This is a genomic window from Pseudomonas sp. CLCA07, assembly GCF_053615335.1.
In genome coordinates, this window is record NZ_CM132131.1 from 5,066,479 (window position 1) to 5,084,109 (window position 17,631).

A 17,631-nucleotide genomic window follows, 5' to 3' on the forward strand; every position below is an offset into this window, starting at 1 on the left:
GTTGAACACAGATCCCTTTTGGGAGTGAGCCTGCTCGCGATGGCGCCCGGAAGGGCGCCGCAAATCAGAGCTTGATCAACACCGACTTCAACTCGGTGTAATGCTCAATCGCCGCATACCCCATTTCTCGCCCGACCCCCGACATCTTGTACCCGCCAAACGGCAGCGCCGGGTCCAGGGCGCTGTGGCAGTTGACCCACACCGAACCCGACTTGATCCGCGGAATCATCCGGTGCACCGCCGCCAGGTCATTCGACCAGATGCTCGCCCCGAGCCCATAAGGGCTGTCATTGGCCATGCGCAACGCATCGGCTTCGTCATCGAACGGAATCGCCACCAGCACCGGGCCAAAAATCTCTTCCTGCACCAGCGAATGCTTCTGATCGACGTCGACGATCACCGTCGGCTTGACGAAAAAGCCCGGTCCGAACTGCTCGCCACCGCAGGCGATGGTCGCGCCGCTTTCCCGGCCCTTCTCGATGTACCCGAACACTCGTTCCTGCTGCCGCGCCGAAATCAACGGCCCCATCTCAACGCTTGGGTCCAGGCCGTTGCCGAGTTTCATGGCGTTAGCGATGCCAGCGATGTCTGCCACCACATTGTCGAAATGCTTGCGCTGCACGTACAGTCGCGAGCCTGCGCAGCACACTTGGCCCTGATTGAAGAAAATCGCGCTGGCGGCACCGGCTGCTGCGTTTTTCAGGTCGGCGTCGGCCATGACGATGGTCGGTGATTTTCCACCCAGCTCCAGGGTTACGCGGGTCATGGAATCCATGGCGATCTTGCCAATCTGCTTGCCCACGGCGGTGGAGCCGGTGAAGGTCAGCTTGTCCACCAGCGGGTTGTGTGTCAGGGCTCCACCTGCGGTGATGCCGGTGCCGGTGACCACGTTGAACACGCCCTCGGGGTAGCCCGCCTCCAGCACAAGCTCGGCGAGTTTGAGCGCGGTCAGCGGGGTTTCATCCGCCGGTTTGAGTACCACGGTGCAACCGGTGGCGAGGGCCGGGCCGAGCTTCCAGCAGGCCAGCAGCAGCGGGAAATTCCAGGCGACGATGGCGCCGACCACGCCCACTGCTTCACGACGGATGAAGCTGTGGAATTGATCGTTGGGCATCAACGGCAACGACACCTCAACGCTGGAGCCTTCGATCTTGGTCGCCCAACCGGCCATGTAGCGCAGGAAATCGATGGCCAGTTGCACGTCCATGACCTGGGCGACGGCCGCGCTTTTGCCGTTGTTCAGGCATTCCAGTTGCGCCAGCAGTTCGGCGTCGCGTTGCATCAGGTCGGCGAGTTTCCACAGCAGGTTCTGACGTTCACGCGGGCGGGTGCGGGTCCAGGCCGAATCATCGAAGGCCTGACGCGCGGCCAGCACGGCGCGGTCGACATCGTCGGGCGTGGCCCGTGGCACCACACACAATACTTCGCCGGTGGCCGGGTTGTGCAGGGGCATGGTCTGGCCGTCGGCGGCCTCGACCCAGTCGCCGCCGATCAGCATGCGCGGGGCACGCTGGATGAACGCGCAGGTGGCGGGAAGCAAATTAGGGAGCGACATGGCGAAGCCTCTTATTGTTCGTGAGAACAGGGCTTTCGCAATGGCTGTGCCAAGTCGCTGCAAGGTCAGGCGGGCCTTGGGTTAGTCGGGGATCGCCGGGCGAAAAAGGAGGGCTGCAGGGAGGTTTTTTCGCAAATTGCGACATCCGCTGAGACGACGAGCAACCCGGTTGCGACATTGAACCCCCTTGAGTTGAGGGCTAGAATTTTTTGGCTCGGTGGGTGAAATGATGGAACATTGCCCGGCCACACATCTCGCGCAAGGGAGGTTGTGATGAACCTTTCAACCCTGGAGATTCAAAGCATCATTGAGCAGAGTTTTCTGCCCTCGATATGCACCTGCAGCATGGCCCCGGATCAGTCAATGACCATTCGGGTCTGCGATTGCATGACCGGCAAAGTGGACCTGGTGGCGACCAACGTTCCCGTCTGGGAACTGGACACGGCCCATGCAATTACGACGCTGGTGACGCAGATGCAGCAAGAGATCAACGCACACAAAGGCGCCCCTCCAACGTTCTTGAGTTGAACCTGCGTCAGCCGCACCACCGGTGTGTGGTGCGGCCCTTGCTGATGTGATCATGAAGGGATTCTTCGGGCAATCTCCTCGAACGTGCTGCTATCGACGGCCGCCAATAACGTCCTGTCATCCTTGAGCGTGGCCAGAAAGGTCACTTCCGTCTCTTTGCCGGCCAACATGAACCCGGCAATCGCGCCGATGGGGCCCAGCAGCATGGCGCCCGCCACGCCGAACCCGATGGCATCCTTGATGTTGTTGATCGACTCCTCGTTGGCGACTTCCACACGCTTGAATGATGAGAGCGGGAGACTGAGGCCGGGCCATGGGTGAAGCGGCGTCCTGAGGGTGAAAACGCCGTCCCTGTACTCTCCATCACCCTGCAGAAAGTCCCCCGCCAAGACAGTGATGCTTGCCATTTTTTATCCCCTTGCTGGCAATCGGTGAACAACCATTTCGCGCTCGCATCCCCGTGCCGTCAATCGTCGGGCGATGAGCTGTTCCAACTGGGCATCTATGCTTGTCTCAAACTGCAACAACTGTCGCGATATTAGACGCAGGCGATCTCGTCGAAAGCGGTTCGAGCGCTATTATTTTCACGCAACTGATTGATAAAAAAGGATATCGGCAAGCTGGCACGCTCCGTGTATTGCTCATCGCAGACGTTTCTCTTGCCTCTGTCAGCGGTTCGTCGCCGGCGGTAGAAACCATAAAAACGATAAGCCACAACAATAAGAACGCACCGTGCGAGGTTCGACGTTGATGAAGAGAAAACTCCGATCAGGCCTGAGCGCCAGCCTGCTGGCCGTGGCCGCCTGTGCGGCGCTGCATTCGCCTTATAGCCTGGCAGCCCGCGACGCCCAGACCATCCTCAAGGAAACGTGTCAGGGTTGTCACACCCCCGAAGCCGATAACGGCCTCAGTCGCATCAGTCACCAGCGCAAGACCCCGGAAGGCTGGCTGATGACCATCGCCCGAATGCAGACCATGCACGGTTTGCAGATTAGCGATGACGACCGTCGCACCTTGGTCAAGTACCTGGCGGACACCCAGGGGCTGGCGCCGAGCGAGACCGATGGCGTGCGGTATGCGCTGGAACGCCGGCTCAATACTGTCGAGAAGTTCGACGACCAGACCAGCCAGATGTGTGGCCGCTGCCACTCCGGTGCGCGGGTCGCTCTGCAACGGCGTCCGGCCCAGGAATGGGAGCGTCTGGTGAACTTCCACCTCGGCCAATGGCCGTCCCTCGAATACCAGGCCCTGGCCCGGGACCGCGACTGGTTCGACATCGCTCGCAAAGACATGGTGCCGCTGCTGGCCAAGCGTTATCCGCTGGACAACCCAGCCTGGAAAAAATGGCAGAGCGTCGCGCCGAAATCCGCTGCACTGGTGGGGGACTGGAGCTTCAGCGGCCACTTGCCGGGCAAGGGCGAATTGGCCGGTGTGATGACCGTCAGCGCCGATGGTAGCGACACCTTCAAGGTCAGCGTCAAAGGCCAGTACGCCGACGGCACTCCGTTCAACGGCGATGGCAGCGCAATTCTGTATACCGGTTATGAATGGCGCGGCAACGTGACCATTGACGGCGTGACCATGCGCCAGGTGTTCGCCGTTCAAGGCAATGCGATGCAGGGCAGGATGTTCGAGGCCGAGCATGATGAGCGCGGACTGGACTTCGTTGCCGCCAAGCAGGGTTCCAACCGTCTGCTGGCGGTGCAGCCAGGTTATCTGAAGGCCGGTAGCGAAACGGAAGTCACCCTGATTGGCAGCGGCCTCACTGGCAAACCGGACTTCGGCAAAGGCGTGGAAGTGGTCGAAATCGTCGAGCAAAGCCCCGAACGCATGAGGGTCAAACTCAAGGCCGCCGCCAATGCCCAACCGGGTCTGCGCAACGTCTCTGTCGGCTCGCTGAAAGGTCCGAACCTGTCGGTCTACAGCTCAATCGCCGAAGTCAAAGTCGTGCCGGAGTTCTCGGTGGCGCGGATTGGCGAGGGCGGTGGTTCAACGCCGAAAGTCCAGGGCCGTTTCGACGCCGAAGCCTGGGGCAAGGGCGCCGACGGCAAGCCGTATCGCATCGGTGTGTTCCCGGCACAGTGGAAGGTCGAAGCCTTCGATGACCGCGCCAAGGAAGACGAAGACGTCAAGTTCGCCGGCACCATGCAGGCTGACACCGGCGTGTTCACCCCTGGCGATGCCGGGCCGAACCCGCAACGCAAAATGTCCACCAACAATGCCGGCAACCTCAAGGTGATCGCCGCCGTCGACGATGCAGGGAAATCCCTGACCGGCGAAGGCCACATGATCGTCACCGTGCAACGCTGGAACAATCCACCCATTCCATGAGTTGGCTGATCCATACGGCTTCAGACACTTTTTCGGAATGACCGCAGGCCCCGTCAGACTGGGTTTGCACAGGAGGTTGCAATGGGCGCTATTTTGAATCTGGTTGAACGGAACCTGCACGAAGTGCATGTCGACGCCGACCGCATGCTGTTTCACATCCCCAGCAGTTCGCTGTTCGCCAGTGATGAGCTCACGGGCACCATCATCGATACCTTGCGCGGTCCCGGCTGTTCGTCGGACGACTTGATCCAGCGCTTGTCTTCACGCTTCAACGGCGAGGAAATCACCGAGACCTTGCGTGAGTTGATGTCCCTGGAACTGGTCAGCGACGGCTCGCCGCTGACCCCGGACATCGGCACCAAACGGGTCGAACGCACGGCGATCAATACCGTGGTGCTCAACGTCAACACCGGCTGCAATCTGAGCTGCACCTACTGCTACAAGGAAGACCTCGACAAACCGTCGGCCGGTAAGAAAATGGACGTTGAAACGGCTGTCGCGTCGGTGGAAATGCTGCTGCGCGAATCGCCGGATGAGGAGCGTTTTACGGTTGTGTTTTTTGGTGGAGAGCCGCTGAGCAACCGCAAGCTGATCGAGTACATGGTCGACTATTGTGAAAAGCGGTTTGCCGAGGCCGGCAAGTTCGTCGAGTTCGTCATGACCACCAACGCCACGCTGCTCACCGAAGAGACCGTGGACTACCTCAACGCCCACCGCTTTGGGCTTTCGGTGAGTATTGACGGGCCGAAAACCGTGCACGACCGCAACCGCATCACCGTGGGCGGGCAGGGCACGTATGACGTGGTGCGGCGCAAGGCCGAGATGCTGCTGTCGCGCTACAACAGCCGACCAGTTGGCGCGCGGGTGACTTTGACCACTGGCGTCACCGATGTCGAAACCATCTGGGATCACCTGTTCAACGAACTCGGTTTTGCCGAAGTCGGGTTTGCCCCGGTGACCTCCGGCGACATCAGCAGCTTCAACCTGAGCAGCGACGAACTGGTCGAAGTCTTCGCCAACATGAAGAAGCTTGGTCGGCGTTATCTGGAAGCGGCGCTGGAACACCGCAATATCGGTTTTTCCAACCTGCACCAGTTGATCACCGACATCCACGAAGGCCACAAAAAAGCCCTGCCGTGCGGCGCGGGCCTGAAGATGCTGGCGGTGGATCACAAGGGCGAGCTGAACCTGTGCCATCGCTTCACCGGTTCATCACTGCCGACCTTCGGCAACGTGCACAGTGGCGTCAAACAGGTGGAGTTGAACGACTTCCTGTCCCAGCGCCTCGACCGCACCAACACCGGTTGCGAGGACTGCCAGATCCGCAACCTGTGCTCCGGTGGTTGCTACCACGAGAGCTACGCCCGGTACGGCGACCCGACCCACCCGACCTATCACTACTGCGAACTGATGCGTGACTGGGTCGACTTCGGCATCGAGGTCTATACCCGGATCATGGCCCATAACCCTGCGTTTATCAGCAGCTACATCACTCCGCGCAAGGCTCACTGATATGAAACATCTCAAGGCAATCAATAATAAAGCGCTGAAACTGGATGAGGCCGCGGCCGATAACCGTATCGAAGAAGTGGTGGCGATGAGCTCCGTTGCGGGCTGCGCCTCGACCACCGACCCAGGTTGGGAAATCGATGCATTTGGCGGGGTGTCGTCGCTGTGCCAGCCAATGGAAGCCGACCTATATGGCTGCTCCGACCCGTGCTGGTGGCCGGCCCAGGTGCCCGACATGATGAGCACCTACCCGGACTGGAACAAGGATGCACAGGCGTCCAACGAAAACTGGCGCAACCTCGGGACTGTCTTTCCAAAAGACAAGTAATCGGACATAAGAAGGATTCCAGTATGCTTCGCACTAATGCCTGCGGCCTGGCCGCGTTCGCCGTCCTGAGCGCCTGTTCGTTCAACGTTCTGGCCGATGAAAATACAGCACTGCAAGACGGTCACGAGTACATGGTGACCACCAATTACCCGAACAACCTGCACGTGATCGACCTGGCGACGGACACCCTGTTCAAAACCTGCAAGATGCCCGACGCCTTCGGCCCCGGCACCGTGCAGCTGTCGCCGGATCACAAGACCGCCTATGTGTTGAACAACCACTATGCGGATGTCTACGGCGTCGAGCTGGACAACTGCAAACAGGTGTTCCACGCCAGCATTACCCAGAAACCGGGGGAGAAAGCGAAGTCGATGTTCGCCTTCACCCTCAGCCACGACGGCAAGGAACTGTTCACCATCGCCAACCCGACACTGATGCTCAATGACCGCTACGAAGTGCAGCAACCGCGGCTCGATGTCTATGCCACCGACGCTGGCATGGACGCCAAACCGGTGCGCAGCTTCCCGGCACCTCGGCAGTTGACCATCATGCAAAGTGGCGATGACGGCACGCTGTACGTGGCCGGGGCAGATGTCTACAAGGTCAATGTGAAAACCGGCAAGTTCGACGTGCTGATCCCCAGCCGTCACTGGAAACGCCCGAACTACAGCGCGCCGGACGTGCTCTACGTGTGGAACCAGCAGACCTATCGCCATGACTTCTCGCTGCTCTACACCGCGGCGAAATTCAAGGACAAGAAGCAGGACCCCGCCACCGCCGAGTACCTTTACGGGCTGTTCAGCATCGACCTGAAAACCGGCAAGACCGAAGCCACCGACTTCGGCCCCCTGACGGAAATCTACTTCAGCGGCATGCGCTCGCCGAAGGACCCGAACCTGATGTTCGGGGTGCTGAACCGGTTGGCCAAGTACGACATCAAGGAGAAGAAAATGCTCCAGTCGGCGACGCTGGATCATTCCTACTACTGCATTTCCTTCAACAAGGACGGCAGCAAGATCTACCTGGCCGGGACGTTTAACGATGTGGCGATTTTTGATGCCGACAGCCTGAAGCAGATCGGCAGCATAAAGTTACCGGGCGGGGATATGGCGATTACCACAGCGCAGGTGTTTGTGCGGTAATTGCAGCGCCTGACAGGCCGCCATCGCGAGCAGGCTCGCTCCCACACTGGAACTGTGAACGCAGGACCAATGTGGGAGCGAGCCTGCTCGCGATGAGGCCCTCAAGATCACACAATCATCAAACCCCAGGCACCGGACAACCCACATCCCCCTCCTGGCACTTCAGATAATTCTTGAACGTCTGAACACGCGCCTTGGTCAAGTCCGTGGTGCAGTTGCTGTAGACCAACGGATACAAACTGCCCCCATCCACCCCCGACGCCGAAAACGTGCACTCGGCATCCCGGAATGCGACCCACGCCCGCTGCGCCCCCACCAACAATTTCTTGCGGTCGGGCTCGCCTTTCAGGCGCGTGGTGATTTGCTGATACAACGCATTCAATTCCTTATCGGCCGCCGCATGCTGCTGCGCCGCGCACTGGTTCATCGTGGCTTGGTCGCTGGCGTTTTCACAGTCCGCGGCGACAACCATTGAGGTAAACATCACAGGCGCCAGCGCCAGGAAAAAGCGTGAGTACATGGAGGAAACTCGCTGTGACAAGGGGAATTGGGGAGCAGTGTAGCCAATTGCCGACTGAGGAAGACCTGCCGAAGGTGCACTGACAGCCAACTGTCTCGTTTGCAAACCCGAACTTATGCGTGCAAATGCGGCCGAATATTGCGGACATGGTTGATCGCGGCAAGCGATTGGGACATTTTAGGGTTGGTCTTGTGGTCTTACTGACCTACTGTTCATTACAGGAGGTGACATATGAATCCAGCATCAGATCGCATCGAAAGGAAGATCCTGCTCAAAGCGAAGCGTTTGCATGTCTGGCGCGCGGTGGCCAATGCCGAAGTGTTCGGGCAATGGTTTGGCGTTGCGCTGGAAGGCAAGCGTTTTGTCGCCGGTGAGTGGACTCAGGGGCAGGTCACGTACCCCGGTTACGAGCATTTGCTGTGGAATGTCCTGGTCGAGCGGGTCGAGCCGGAGCGATTGTTTTCATTTCGCTGGCACCCTTATGCCGTCAACCCGGAACTCGACTACTCCCAGGAGCCGACCACACTGGTGAAATTCGAGCTCGAAGACATGGATGACGGCACGCTGCTCAAGGTGTCTGAATCCGGTTTCGACCACGTTCCCCAGGCGCGTCGCGAAAAAGCGTTTCGCATGGACAGCCGTGGTTGGGAAGAGCAGATGAACAACATAGAACAGTATCTGATTGAAAGCGCCAAAAAAGCCCTCGAGCGTGAGGGTGGTGGAGGCGCAGGTCGCTAAACGCGCGGCTTGTAGGCGAGATGCCTTAGGCGTCTAAGGGTTTTCGGAAGGGCGGTTATAGCGAATGTCTTACACGCGGTGGTAGCTATGTCGTCTGTTGCAGATTGGATCCGACACGTAATCTAGCCCCATCAACTGAAGCACAGGAAGCGCTTCAGGATCACGGATGATCGACCATCAGCAAGGATTGGCTACCGACAGGGAGTCGACAATGGTCTTGGGAAAAACCCGCTTCGGCGGGTTTTTTTTCGCCTATCGAAAAGTCTGGCGGTGCTTAGAGTCTGGCCGCCGCCCGTTCGGTGATTTGCGTCCGTTGCTCAAGCGAGGCAGCTGCACGGCGATGCGCTTTGGCCAGAACACTTTGCGGCGCTGTTTCAGGGCTGCCCGACTGGAATGGCGGTGCCGGGGCATATTCCAGTTGCAACTGCACCAGTTGCGCCGTGTCTTTGTCGAACAGTTCAGCCGCCAGGGTCAGGGCAAAATCGATCCCAGCGGTAATCCCGCCACCGGTCAGCAGATTGCCATCGCGCACCACCCGGTCCTTGACCGGGATCGCACCCAGCGGCTTGAGCAACTCGTGATAGGCCCAGTGGGTCGTCGCCCGTTTGCCCTTGAGCAACCCCGCGGCGCCGAGCACCAGCGCACCGGTGCACACCGAGGTGACATACCGCGCGTTGGTGGCTTGAGCCTTGATGAATGCCAGTGTTTGTTCATCCTCCATCAATGGCCCGACGCCACCTCCGCCGGGAACGCAGATCACATCCAGCGCCGGGCAATCGTCGAACGTCATGGTCGGTTTCAGCATTAGCCCGGTGCTCGCGGTGACGGGCACCAGGTCTTTCCAGATCAAGTGCACCTTTACGTCCGGCAATGAGGCCAATACGTCGTAAGGGCCTGTCAGGTCGAGTTGCTGAACCTGAGGAAACAACAGAAAACCGATCTGCAACGTCATGGCTTATTTCTCCTGAAGTGGGTGGACGTCTTCACTGTAGGCTCGTAGGATTTGGCGTACTCGCCAATCACCCCACGAATTACGCCAATCATGCCGAAAACCATTCACGTGCTCGCGTTTGCCAATGTGCAACTGCTCGACGTCACCGGGCCCTTGCAGGTGTTCGCTTCGGCCAACGATATTGCCCGCCAGAAAGGGCTGCCGCCGCCTTATGCGCCTTCGGTGATTGCCAGCGGTGGCGGGGCGGTGATGTCGTCGGCGGGCTTGGCGCTGTTGGCTGAAGCGTTGCCCGAGGAGGGTAGTGACACGCTGGTCATTGCCGGTGGCTGGGGCGTTTATGTGGCCGCAGAAGATCAGACGCTGGTGGCATGGGTGCGTGAACATGCAGCGGCTTGCCGGCGTGTCTCGTCGGTATGTACCGGGGCGTTTTTGCTGGCGGCCAGTGGCTGGCTCGATGGCCGTCGAGTGGTGACACACTGGACGCGTTGCGAGCAGTTGGCGCAGAAGCATCCGCGCCTTCACGTCGAACCTAATCCGATCTTCATCAACGACGGGCCGGTCTGGACCTCGGCCGGTGTCACGGCAGGTATCGACCTCGCCTTGGCCATGGTCGAAGAAGACCTCGGCCGCAACATGGCCCTGGAGGTCGCCCAACAACTAGTGGTATTCCTCAAGCGTCCGGGCGGCCAGTCTCAGTTCAGCGTGACCTTGTCCTTGCAGAAGGAAGGCGAGCGTTTCGACGAACTTCATGCCTGGATCAGTGAAAATCTGACCAAGGACCTCGGCATCCCCACCCTGGCCTTGCAGGCGGGCATGAGCGAACGCAGCTTCGTGCGCCACTACCGCGCCGATACCGGGCAAACCCCGGCGCGAGCCATCGAATTGATCCGGGTCGAAACGGCGCGACGGTTGCTCAGCGATACCGGCGTGCCGATTAAGAAGGTGGCGGTGCAATGCGGGTTTGGCAGTGAAGAGACGCTGCGGCGCAGTTTTCTGCGGGCTATGGGGGTAACACCGCAGGCTTATCGCGAGCGGTTTTCCGTCAGTGTTGCAGTCGATTCAGTAGCGCTGGCACCGCATAGGGAAACTGTCGGGGGCGCTTGACGCGATAGCCCTTCGCGGCGAGGGGGAATTGCGGATCGGGATATTGCAATTCGCACTATTGCACTACGCCTGGGGCGTTTTTTGAAAGCTACGGTCTTTCAGTGTGTGTAAATATATGTTTCGTGAGAAAACTCTTTACAGCATTAATGCATGTTGTATCTGGTGCTCACAAAGAAAGAAAAACAGTAATGCTGATCGTTCGTCGAAACATCTAAACACTTATTCAGCTTGCCGGCTACCGTTTGTCCGATAAGAGTCTGGTATTGTCGGGCATTGAAAGAGGGGCGCGCAGAGACTGGCCTGGCTATTGGTGTGAAATGGAAAGCCGTAGAGCTTAATCATAAGACTTGTCAAAAAAGTCACTGACATTGTTCGCCACTAAACTGCCCCATAGCTGCCTTATTGTCCAACTAAGGGAACATTTGATGTCCAGCCATCCGCCTGTCAAAACACGCTTTGCAACTGTTCTCATGGCTTCGTTGTCCTTGCTTGCTGGCGCTATGCATGCCTCGACGGCTGTGGCGGCCGAGCCTCAAGTCGAGGTAACGCAGCTTCTGAAAACAACGCAGTCGTGGGACGGCGTTCAATATCGCAAGTATCCAGAAGGCCAGCCGGAAGTATCGGTCCTGCGCTATAAGATCCCGGCACATAGTTCGCTTCCGTGGCACACCCATCCGGTAGTCAATGTCGCCTATGTTCTTTCCGGTCACCTGACGGTCATCCGCAAGGACAACGCAAAGACATTGGTCATCGGTCCTGGAGACGTATTGCCTGAGATAGTCGGCGCCTTTCATCGCGGTGAGAGTGGGGATGAACCGGTTGAGCTGATTGTGTTCTATGCGGGAACCCCGACCGTTCCACTAACGGTAAAGTCCGAGCCTGACTAATCGAAACTTGTGCAGGCTGTAACAAAACGTCATTTTTTGACGCCTTGGTACAACTGGATTCAGCTCCATCGGTTTAGCGGTGGGCTAGCGCCAACTCAGGCCGAGAAAAAACTTAACGTCGCGTCCGGGGTTAGTTGACCACTGCATTCAGACCCGATTGCCCTCACTCATGCGGAATACCTTCCGATACATCGAAGGAGTGGTATGCAGTTTTGCTGCAAATTGTTGACGCATTGAAAGGCTATCGGTAAAGCCCACGGCGTGCGCGATATCGTTGATAGGTTTGTTACTCGACTCGAGCAGGCATTGCGCGAGCAGCAACCGTTCTTCGGTCAGCCATCGTTTTACCGATGTACCGGTAAGTTGTTGGAAACGACGCGAAAACGTTCGTTCGCCAAGTCGAGCATGGTCAGCGAGCGAGCGAATGGTGTGCGGTGTATTTAGATTGGCTCGCACCCAAGCCAGGGTGATTGACAGGCGATCACCTGCTCCGTCGTGTTGCATCGGGCGCTCGATAAATTGCGCTTGTCCGCCCGGGCGATGCGGTTGTACGACCAGGCGTCGCGCGAGACGGTTGGCAACATCTGCTCCATGATGCTTGCGGAACAGGTGCAAGCAACAATCCATTCCGGCGGCATTACCCGCCGACGTCAAAACATCGCCTTCGTCTATATATAACTTATCGACTTCAAGCCGCACGTTGGAGAAACGCTCGGTGAACAGCCTTGTCCACAACCAATGAGTTGTCGCTCGACGACCATCCAGCAAGCCTGTCTGCGCAACCACGAAAACACCGAGGCACAGGCCGACCACCTGCGCGCCACGCGCGTGCGCGGCTCGCAGTGCTTCTATCAAGGATATTGGCGCAGGCTCGTGCGGATTGCGCCACGACGGCACGATCACAATGTCCGCCGATGACAGCACACTAAGGTTGTGCACCGTTTCAATGGTAAAGCCAACACTGGTGCGTAGTTTGCCGTCCTCGGCTGAACAGACCATGAACTCGTAGGGGGGCACACCCAGGTCCGCGCGATGATTGCCGAACACCAAACAAGGTAAGGACAGGTGATACGGACTGATTCCATCGAAGGCGACAACGGCGATCTTCAGTGCGTGCATGTCAACCTCTAAGTGTTTGGCAAGAACCTATCTAAACCTGGCAAGTTTGTAGCTCTCCCGAACTGCTTCAGAAGCAGACAATGGAAGCGTTCCCTCAATAAGAGCGTTTTCATGAGCAGAAATTACAGCCTGGGTAGACGTAGCGTGTTGTCTGGATTGGCCATGGCGGGCGTGGTCGCCGCGTCGGCTCCAGCCATCGCACTGGCAATCAATCGGTCAACCGGCGTCAATGGAGAGGGACAACCCCCGCGTGCGGACCCGTTCAGCGAGAGCGATCAGAGTGTTCGCTATCGAACAGTCCAGGTGAATGGGGTGGAAATTTTCTATCGTGAAGCAGGCCCCAAGGATGCACCGATCCTGCTCTTGCTGCATGGATACCCATCATCTTCACGCATGTTCGATCCGTTGCTGCCACTGTTGGCCAAGTCTTACCGATGTATCGCGCCGGACTATCCAGGGTTCGGTCATTCGCAGATGCCTGATCGCCACCTTTACAAGTACACGTTTGAGCATCTGGCCAAGACAATGGCCGCATTTACCGAGGTGTTGGCGCTCAATCGGTATAGCCTTTACATGCAAGACTATGGTGGTCCGGTTGGATTCCACCTTGCACTTGCTCACCCCCAACGAGTACAGGCACTGATCGTACAGAACGCAGTGATCCATGAGGCGGGGCTGAGTGATTTATGGAAGCTGCGTCGTGCGTTCTGGCAGGACCGTGCTGCTTATGAGCAGAAGATCCTCAATGCTATGCCGGCGCCTTCATCCGGTGTGGCGCGGTATGTGGGGGCACGCAAAAACCGGGAGTCTTTCAATCCTGACCTATGGTCCGACGAGATCGCTTTTCTGCAAAAGCCGGGGGTTGCGGCAGTACAGCTGGAACTCGCGTATGACTACCAGAATAACGTCCGCGAGTACCCGCGATGGCAAGCGTATTTGAAGGATTCCAAGTTGCCTTTACTGGTGCTTTGGGGCATCCACGATCTTATATTTTCAGAGAACGGCGCCAAATCCATAAAGAACGACCGTCCCGATGCCGAGTTGCACATGCTCGATGCCGGGCACTTTGCACTCAATGAACAGCCGATCAAAATGAGTGGGCTGATCAAAAGGTTTCTTGATCAGGCCCTTGCCGGAGTAAATCGACCATGAGTGCTATTGCTTACGCTTCCACTTCCGCCACCTGATTAAAGTACTTCGACCGATCCGGCGTAAAGGTCACCACCATGCCGGTTCGGGAACAGGCCAACGCCCGCTCTGCACTCAAATCAATATCCAGATCCTCCCCGCGCAAACCTTGCCACTGCGCCAGGTATTTGAGCGATCCGTACTTTTCGAGTTTTTTCAGGCTGCGACTGACACCACCCTTCCAACCGAGCACCGGCAGTTCCCCGGCAAGGCTTCGTTTGGCGAGTTCGGGAAAGCGGGTGGCGCGTTGGCGGCCGATTTCCCAGCATTTGATCAAGCCTTTGTCCGGGCCTTCCCATAATTCCTCGCGGTTCAGGCCTGACCTGAAGGGGGAGTCGATGCTGCGGTGGATGTGCTGGTTCATTCTGGTTCCTTGAATTCGGGTTTTATTGGACAGCTCCGCTGTACCCGTTGACGTTGGATGTTAGGGGGGGATGTAACGACTGGCAACAAGGTATTTCAGGGCGTAGGAATGTGCCGTGTTGGGGTGAAGGGGGAATGGTTGTTTGGCTTTTGTAGGTTTCAGGGCAGTAGCGCCCGCCAAGTCTCGCCAGTGCGGGGCTGTTATGTTCCGGTGGGTGTGTTTAAGTGCTTCACGGGCAAGCCTCGGTCCTACAAGCGGCAGCGCAAAACGGGAAATTTCCGACAGGCTCTGTCGGCGCATGGTGTTGTGGCTGATGGCCTCTTCGCGAGCAGGCTCGCTCCCACAATGGACCACCGTTTGCCGAGCTATTGCAGACTCCTGTGGGAGCGGGCTTGCTCCGGGCGGCGTTCCGACGAAGGGGGCGCCACGGTCTCACGGCTGCCAGAAACTCTTCTCCCCACTCAATTTCCGATCCAGAAAACACGCCGCGCTGATCAACGCCAGATGCGTCAGCGCTTGCGGGGTGTTCCCAAGATGCCGCGCATGACTGTCCAGCTCTTCGGCATACAAGCCCAGCGGGTTGGCATACCTCAGCAATTGTTCAAACTCCAGATGAGCCTTTTCCACCTGACCGGCCCGGGCCAGGCATTCGACGTACCAGAACGAACACGCGGCGAAGGCGCCTTCGGTGCCGTCGAGGCCATCAATCCGGGCGTCGTCGTTGCGATAGCGGTAAACCATGCCGTCGCGCACCAGGGTTTTTTCGATGGCTTGGAGGGTGGCGAGCCAGCGTGGGTCCTTGGCGCTGACGAAGCGCACCAGCGGCATCAACAACATTGAGCCGTCGAGGGCGGTGCCGCCGATGTGCTGGACGAAATGGCCGCATTCTTCGTTCCAGAAGTTTTCCCAGATGTCGGCGTAGATGGCCTGGCGCATCTGGTCCCAGCGGGCGAACGGGGCGGGGAGTGAACGTTTGGAGGCGAGGCGAATGGCGCGGTCCAGGGCGACCCAGCACATCAGCCGTGAATGCAGGAAGTGGTGCTGCTCGCCGCGCATTTCCCAGATGCCCACGTCTTTCTGCTGCCAGGTTTCGCACACTTGATCGACCACTTCCACGGTGTGTTTCCAACCTTCATGGGAGATGGCGTCGCCATACTTGTTGACCAGGTAGATCGCATCCATAAGCTCACCGAAGATGTCGAGCTGGACCTGATCATAGGCGCCGTTGCCGATGCGCACCGGTGTGGCGCCGCCATGGCCGGACAGGTGCGACAGTTCGGTTTCCGACAGTTCCTGGCGACCGTCGATGGCGTAGAGAATGTTGAGTTTCATCGACTTGCCATGGCAGTCGCTGACTCGCCCACGCAGCCAGCGCATGTAATCGTTGGCTTCCTGGACGAACCCCAGGCGCATGAACGCGTAGACGGTGAACGAGGCATCGCGGATCCACGTGTAGCGATAGTCCCAATTGCGTTCACCGCCGGGCGTTTCCGGCAGGCCGAACGTGGCGGCGGCGAGAATGGCGCCGTGTTTACGCGAGGTCAGGAGCTTCAGGGCGAGGGCCGAGCGGTTGACCATTTCCCGCCAGCGACCGCGATAGTTGGACTGACCGATCCAGTCGCGCCAGAACTTTAAGGTGCGCTCCTGGCAAATGGCGGCGGCTCCCTCCTTGAAGCGCGGGTCGTCGAGGCCTCCGAGCAGGAATTGTGCGCTCTGATCCTGTTTGAGGGTGAATTCGGCGACTGCAGCATTGCCATCAACCCGCAAAATCTGATCCGACGACAGGCGCATGGACGGCTGATCGGCGGCCACGAACGTCACGTCTTTTTTATCCATCTGCGCGCGAGTCTTGGCGCGAGCGTAGTCATGACGTACGGCACAGCGCATTTGAAATGTCGCTTCACCGCTGACCACGCGAACCCTTCGCATCAATAGCGGCAGATCGTCCTCACTGTCGCCGATGGGCAAAAGATCGGTGACCTCGACCACCGCGCGCTCACTGAGCCAGCGGGTTTGCAGCACGTTGGTGTCGGGCAGGTAAATCTGCTCACGGCGGGCGTCGGGCAAGTCCGGGGAGAGTTGGAAGATGCCAGCCTCGGGCGCATCCAGCAGCGAACAGAAAATTGAAGGGCTGTCGAATTCCGGCCAGCAGAAAAAGTCCACGCTGCCCTTGTCATTGACCAGTGCCGCGCTACGCATGTCGCCGATGATGCCGTGGGCGTCGATGGCGCTTTGTCGTTCGGGATGAAGATCAGCCATTGCCGCGAAACTCCGGATAAGTCGAAGGGAGATTGGCATGCGCCTTGATGAGGGCCTCAACAGATGACTAGCGGGTGCTGGTGGGAGTTCAGAGCAGACCATGAAAGTCTAGCCCTTCGGTTGTTTTCCAGTCGCGTTTACCGCCATAACTCGTGCTCTGCGGCTTCGACGGTGTAATCCGAGTATCGAGACGTAGGTCGGCGGCGCAGGCTGTCATTCATGACCAGGTCTCGTTTTCGATATGCGCACCGCTTGCCGGCCAGTTAGCGCTTGGTCTTTCCAGGTGTTTAGTCCAGCGGGTCCACAGGTATCGAGCAACCGGCGGAACCAGATAGTGAAGGTCTCGGGTGCGGCGGTAATGCGTGCGGTAAGCTCGGGCAATGGTTGCCATTGCCAGTCATTGGCTTCTTCGGGGTTGGCGACGGGGTCGCAATCGCTGACGCCGACGTAAATGTGCCCGTATTCGTACTCGATGAGCTGGTTTGAAACGGGTTCACGGTAGAGAAGGGTGAAGACTTTACGCAACTGACAGGTGATGCCCATTTCTTCGAGCAAGCGGCGTTTCGCTGCGGCAGCGGTCCGTTCTCCCGGGCGGGGATGACCGCAGCAGGTATTGCTCCACAAACCTTGGGAATGATATTTGCCGAGAGCACGCTGTTGCAGCAACAGGCGCCCGTCGCGATCAAAAATGAAGATTGAGAAGGCGCGGTGCAAGAGGCCCTGTTGATGGGCCTGTAATTTCTCAGCGGTGCCTTTTTTGCGACCGTGTCGGTCGACCAGAATCAGTAACTCGTCCATAGCCAGACTCCATTGTGTCTTCGCTACCGGACCTTTATTTATGACCAGACTACGTAGGGAAATTCAGACGTATGCATGTATGAATTGAAATCTAGTCAAGGCATTTGCACCCTGCAAAATTTCTATTAGACCGATTTCATTGTCTCGTTAAAGTGTCAGAGGGTGTGCCGACCTAAGTGTTTTGTACAAGGTGATCGTAGGTTCTCACCGATTGCCGTTGGGTGTAGCGACGTTCACATTCAACCAACAAATCCGGACTTTTCCCTGGGGCAGTCTTATGGCAACTTGCACGCCCTGGCTGAGACTCGA

The 17,631-nt window shown here is 58.2% G+C and carries 17 protein-coding genes; 9 read left to right on the top strand and 8 right to left on the bottom strand.

Annotated elements, in window-relative coordinates; translation table 11 throughout:
* Window positions 1-64: 64 nt before the first annotated feature.
* Window positions 65-1,555, bottom strand: a complete 1,491-nt coding sequence (locus ACWGZX_RS23310) for an aldehyde dehydrogenase family protein (RefSeq protein ID WP_452625595.1) — start codon at window positions 1,553-1,555, stop codon at window positions 65-67.
* 273 nt (window positions 1,556-1,828) lie between these two features.
* Between ACWGZX_RS23310 and ACWGZX_RS23315 the strand changes: the two genes are divergently transcribed.
* Window positions 1,829-2,083, top strand: a complete 255-nt coding sequence (locus ACWGZX_RS23315) for a DUF1652 domain-containing protein (RefSeq protein ID WP_452625596.1) — start codon at window positions 1,829-1,831, stop codon at window positions 2,081-2,083.
* Window positions 2,084-2,133: 50 nt separating this feature from the next.
* On the opposite strand, the gene ACWGZX_RS23320 is transcribed toward ACWGZX_RS23315, so the two are convergent.
* Window positions 2,134-2,490 carry a hypothetical protein gene (locus tag ACWGZX_RS23320; RefSeq protein ID WP_452625597.1) on the bottom strand — a complete coding sequence of 119 codons (357 nt, stop codon included), beginning with the start codon at window positions 2,488-2,490 and terminating at the stop codon, window positions 2,134-2,136.
* A 343-nt stretch (window positions 2,491-2,833) separates the two neighbouring features.
* Between ACWGZX_RS23320 and peaA the strand changes: the two genes are divergently transcribed.
* The 4 genes from peaA (at window position 2,834) to peaD (ending at window position 7,393) form a co-directional block, all read left to right on the top strand.
* Window positions 2,834-4,414, top strand: a complete 1,581-nt coding sequence (gene peaA / locus ACWGZX_RS23325) for a quinohemoprotein amine dehydrogenase subunit alpha (protein WP_452625598.1) — start codon at window positions 2,834-2,836, stop codon at window positions 4,412-4,414.
* An 81-nt stretch (window positions 4,415-4,495) separates the two neighbouring features.
* Window positions 4,496-5,926 (top strand): quinohemoprotein amine dehydrogenase maturation protein, encoded by a 1,431-nt coding sequence (gene peaB / locus ACWGZX_RS23330; RefSeq protein WP_452625599.1) that lies wholly within the window; start codon window positions 4,496-4,498, stop codon window positions 5,924-5,926.
* 1 nt (window position 5,927) lies between these two features.
* On the top strand, window positions 5,928-6,251 hold the full coding sequence (gene qhpC / locus ACWGZX_RS23335; protein ID WP_452625600.1) for a quinohemoprotein amine dehydrogenase subunit gamma: 324 nt from the start codon (window positions 5,928-5,930) through the stop codon (window positions 6,249-6,251).
* Window positions 6,252-6,274: 23 nt separating this feature from the next.
* Window positions 6,275-7,393, top strand: a complete 1,119-nt coding sequence (peaD, locus tag ACWGZX_RS23340; protein WP_452625601.1) for a quinohemoprotein amine dehydrogenase subunit beta — start codon at window positions 6,275-6,277, stop codon at window positions 7,391-7,393.
* A gap of 118 nt (window positions 7,394-7,511) precedes the next feature.
* Here peaD and ACWGZX_RS23345 read toward each other — a convergent pair whose 3' ends face one another.
* Window positions 7,512-7,913 (bottom strand): lysozyme inhibitor LprI family protein, encoded by a 402-nt coding sequence (locus ACWGZX_RS23345; protein WP_452625602.1) that lies wholly within the window; start codon window positions 7,911-7,913, stop codon window positions 7,512-7,514.
* A 231-nt stretch (window positions 7,914-8,144) separates the two neighbouring features.
* On the opposite strand from ACWGZX_RS23345, the gene ACWGZX_RS23350 reads away from it, so the two are divergent.
* Window positions 8,145-8,651, top strand: coding sequence for an SRPBCC family protein (locus tag ACWGZX_RS23350; protein ID WP_452625603.1), 507 nt, complete (start codon window positions 8,145-8,147; stop codon window positions 8,649-8,651).
* 274 nt (window positions 8,652-8,925) lie between these two features.
* On the opposite strand, the gene inhA is transcribed toward ACWGZX_RS23350, so the two are convergent.
* Entirely contained in the window at window positions 8,926-9,603 is a 678-nt protein-coding gene (gene inhA, locus ACWGZX_RS23355; RefSeq protein WP_452625604.1) for an isonitrile hydratase, read from the bottom strand.
* 90 nt (window positions 9,604-9,693) lie between these two features.
* Between inhA and ACWGZX_RS23360 the strand changes: the two genes are divergently transcribed.
* Complete coding sequence (locus ACWGZX_RS23360; protein WP_452625605.1) at window positions 9,694-10,707, top strand: GlxA family transcriptional regulator; 1,014 nt, start codon at window positions 9,694-9,696, stop codon at window positions 10,705-10,707.
* 425 nt (window positions 10,708-11,132) lie between these two features.
* The gene (locus ACWGZX_RS23365; protein WP_452625606.1) at window positions 11,133-11,594 is read left to right on the top strand and encodes a cupin domain-containing protein; all 462 of its coding nucleotides are present in this window, start codon (window positions 11,133-11,135) and stop codon (window positions 11,592-11,594) included.
* A gap of 147 nt (window positions 11,595-11,741) precedes the next feature.
* Here ACWGZX_RS23365 and ACWGZX_RS23370 read toward each other — a convergent pair whose 3' ends face one another.
* Window positions 11,742-12,713 carry a helix-turn-helix domain-containing protein gene (locus tag ACWGZX_RS23370; RefSeq protein ID WP_452625607.1) on the bottom strand — a complete coding sequence of 324 codons (972 nt, stop codon included), beginning with the start codon at window positions 12,711-12,713 and terminating at the stop codon, window positions 11,742-11,744.
* A 111-nt stretch (window positions 12,714-12,824) separates the two neighbouring features.
* On the opposite strand from ACWGZX_RS23370, the gene ACWGZX_RS23375 reads away from it, so the two are divergent.
* On the top strand, window positions 12,825-13,865 hold the full coding sequence (locus tag ACWGZX_RS23375) for an alpha/beta fold hydrolase (RefSeq protein ID WP_452625608.1): 1,041 nt from the start codon (window positions 12,825-12,827) through the stop codon (window positions 13,863-13,865).
* A 10-nt stretch (window positions 13,866-13,875) separates the two neighbouring features.
* Here ACWGZX_RS23375 and ACWGZX_RS23380 read toward each other — a convergent pair whose 3' ends face one another.
* The 3 genes from ACWGZX_RS23380 to idi form a co-directional block, all read right to left on the bottom strand.
* Window positions 13,876-14,265, bottom strand: a complete 390-nt coding sequence (locus ACWGZX_RS23380; protein ID WP_452625609.1) for a hypothetical protein — start codon at window positions 14,263-14,265, stop codon at window positions 13,876-13,878.
* A 432-nt stretch (window positions 14,266-14,697) separates the two neighbouring features.
* The gene (locus tag ACWGZX_RS23385; protein ID WP_452625610.1) at window positions 14,698-16,524 is read right to left on the bottom strand and encodes a glycoside hydrolase family 15 protein; all 1,827 of its coding nucleotides are present in this window, start codon (window positions 16,522-16,524) and stop codon (window positions 14,698-14,700) included.
* A gap of 213 nt (window positions 16,525-16,737) precedes the next feature.
* On the bottom strand, window positions 16,738-17,322 hold the full coding sequence (gene idi, locus ACWGZX_RS23390) for an isopentenyl-diphosphate Delta-isomerase (protein WP_452625611.1): 585 nt from the start codon (window positions 17,320-17,322) through the stop codon (window positions 16,738-16,740).
* Window positions 17,323-17,631: the final 309 nt, after the last annotated feature.

Coding starts and splice junctions, on each gene's coding strand:
- ACWGZX_RS23310 (WP_452625595.1), bottom strand. CDS start 1,555: ATGTCGCTCCCTAATTTGCTTCCCGCCACCTGCGCGTTCATCCAGCGT.
- ACWGZX_RS23315 (WP_452625596.1), top strand. CDS start 1,829: ATGAACCTTTCAACCCTGGAGATTCAAAGCATCATTGAGCAGAGTTTT.
- ACWGZX_RS23320 (WP_452625597.1), bottom strand. CDS start 2,490: ATGGCAAGCATCACTGTCTTGGCGGGGGACTTTCTGCAGGGTGATGGA.
- peaA (WP_452625598.1), top strand. CDS start 2,834: ATGAAGAGAAAACTCCGATCAGGCCTGAGCGCCAGCCTGCTGGCCGTG.
- peaB (WP_452625599.1), top strand. CDS start 4,496: ATGGGCGCTATTTTGAATCTGGTTGAACGGAACCTGCACGAAGTGCAT.
- qhpC (WP_452625600.1), top strand. CDS start 5,928: ATGAAACATCTCAAGGCAATCAATAATAAAGCGCTGAAACTGGATGAG.
- peaD (WP_452625601.1), top strand. CDS start 6,275: ATGCTTCGCACTAATGCCTGCGGCCTGGCCGCGTTCGCCGTCCTGAGC.
- ACWGZX_RS23345 (WP_452625602.1), bottom strand. CDS start 7,913: ATGTACTCACGCTTTTTCCTGGCGCTGGCGCCTGTGATGTTTACCTCA.
- ACWGZX_RS23350 (WP_452625603.1), top strand. CDS start 8,145: ATGAATCCAGCATCAGATCGCATCGAAAGGAAGATCCTGCTCAAAGCG.
- inhA (WP_452625604.1), bottom strand. CDS start 9,603: ATGACGTTGCAGATCGGTTTTCTGTTGTTTCCTCAGGTTCAGCAACTC.
- ACWGZX_RS23360 (WP_452625605.1), top strand. CDS start 9,694: ATGCCGAAAACCATTCACGTGCTCGCGTTTGCCAATGTGCAACTGCTC.
- ACWGZX_RS23365 (WP_452625606.1), top strand. CDS start 11,133: ATGTCCAGCCATCCGCCTGTCAAAACACGCTTTGCAACTGTTCTCATG.
- ACWGZX_RS23370 (WP_452625607.1), bottom strand. CDS start 12,713: ATGCACGCACTGAAGATCGCCGTTGTCGCCTTCGATGGAATCAGTCCG.
- ACWGZX_RS23375 (WP_452625608.1), top strand. CDS start 12,825: ATGAGCAGAAATTACAGCCTGGGTAGACGTAGCGTGTTGTCTGGATTG.
- ACWGZX_RS23380 (WP_452625609.1), bottom strand. CDS start 14,265: ATGAACCAGCACATCCACCGCAGCATCGACTCCCCCTTCAGGTCAGGC.
- ACWGZX_RS23385 (WP_452625610.1), bottom strand. CDS start 16,524: ATGGCTGATCTTCATCCCGAACGACAAAGCGCCATCGACGCCCACGGC.
- idi (WP_452625611.1), bottom strand. CDS start 17,322: ATGGACGAGTTACTGATTCTGGTCGACCGACACGGTCGCAAAAAAGGC.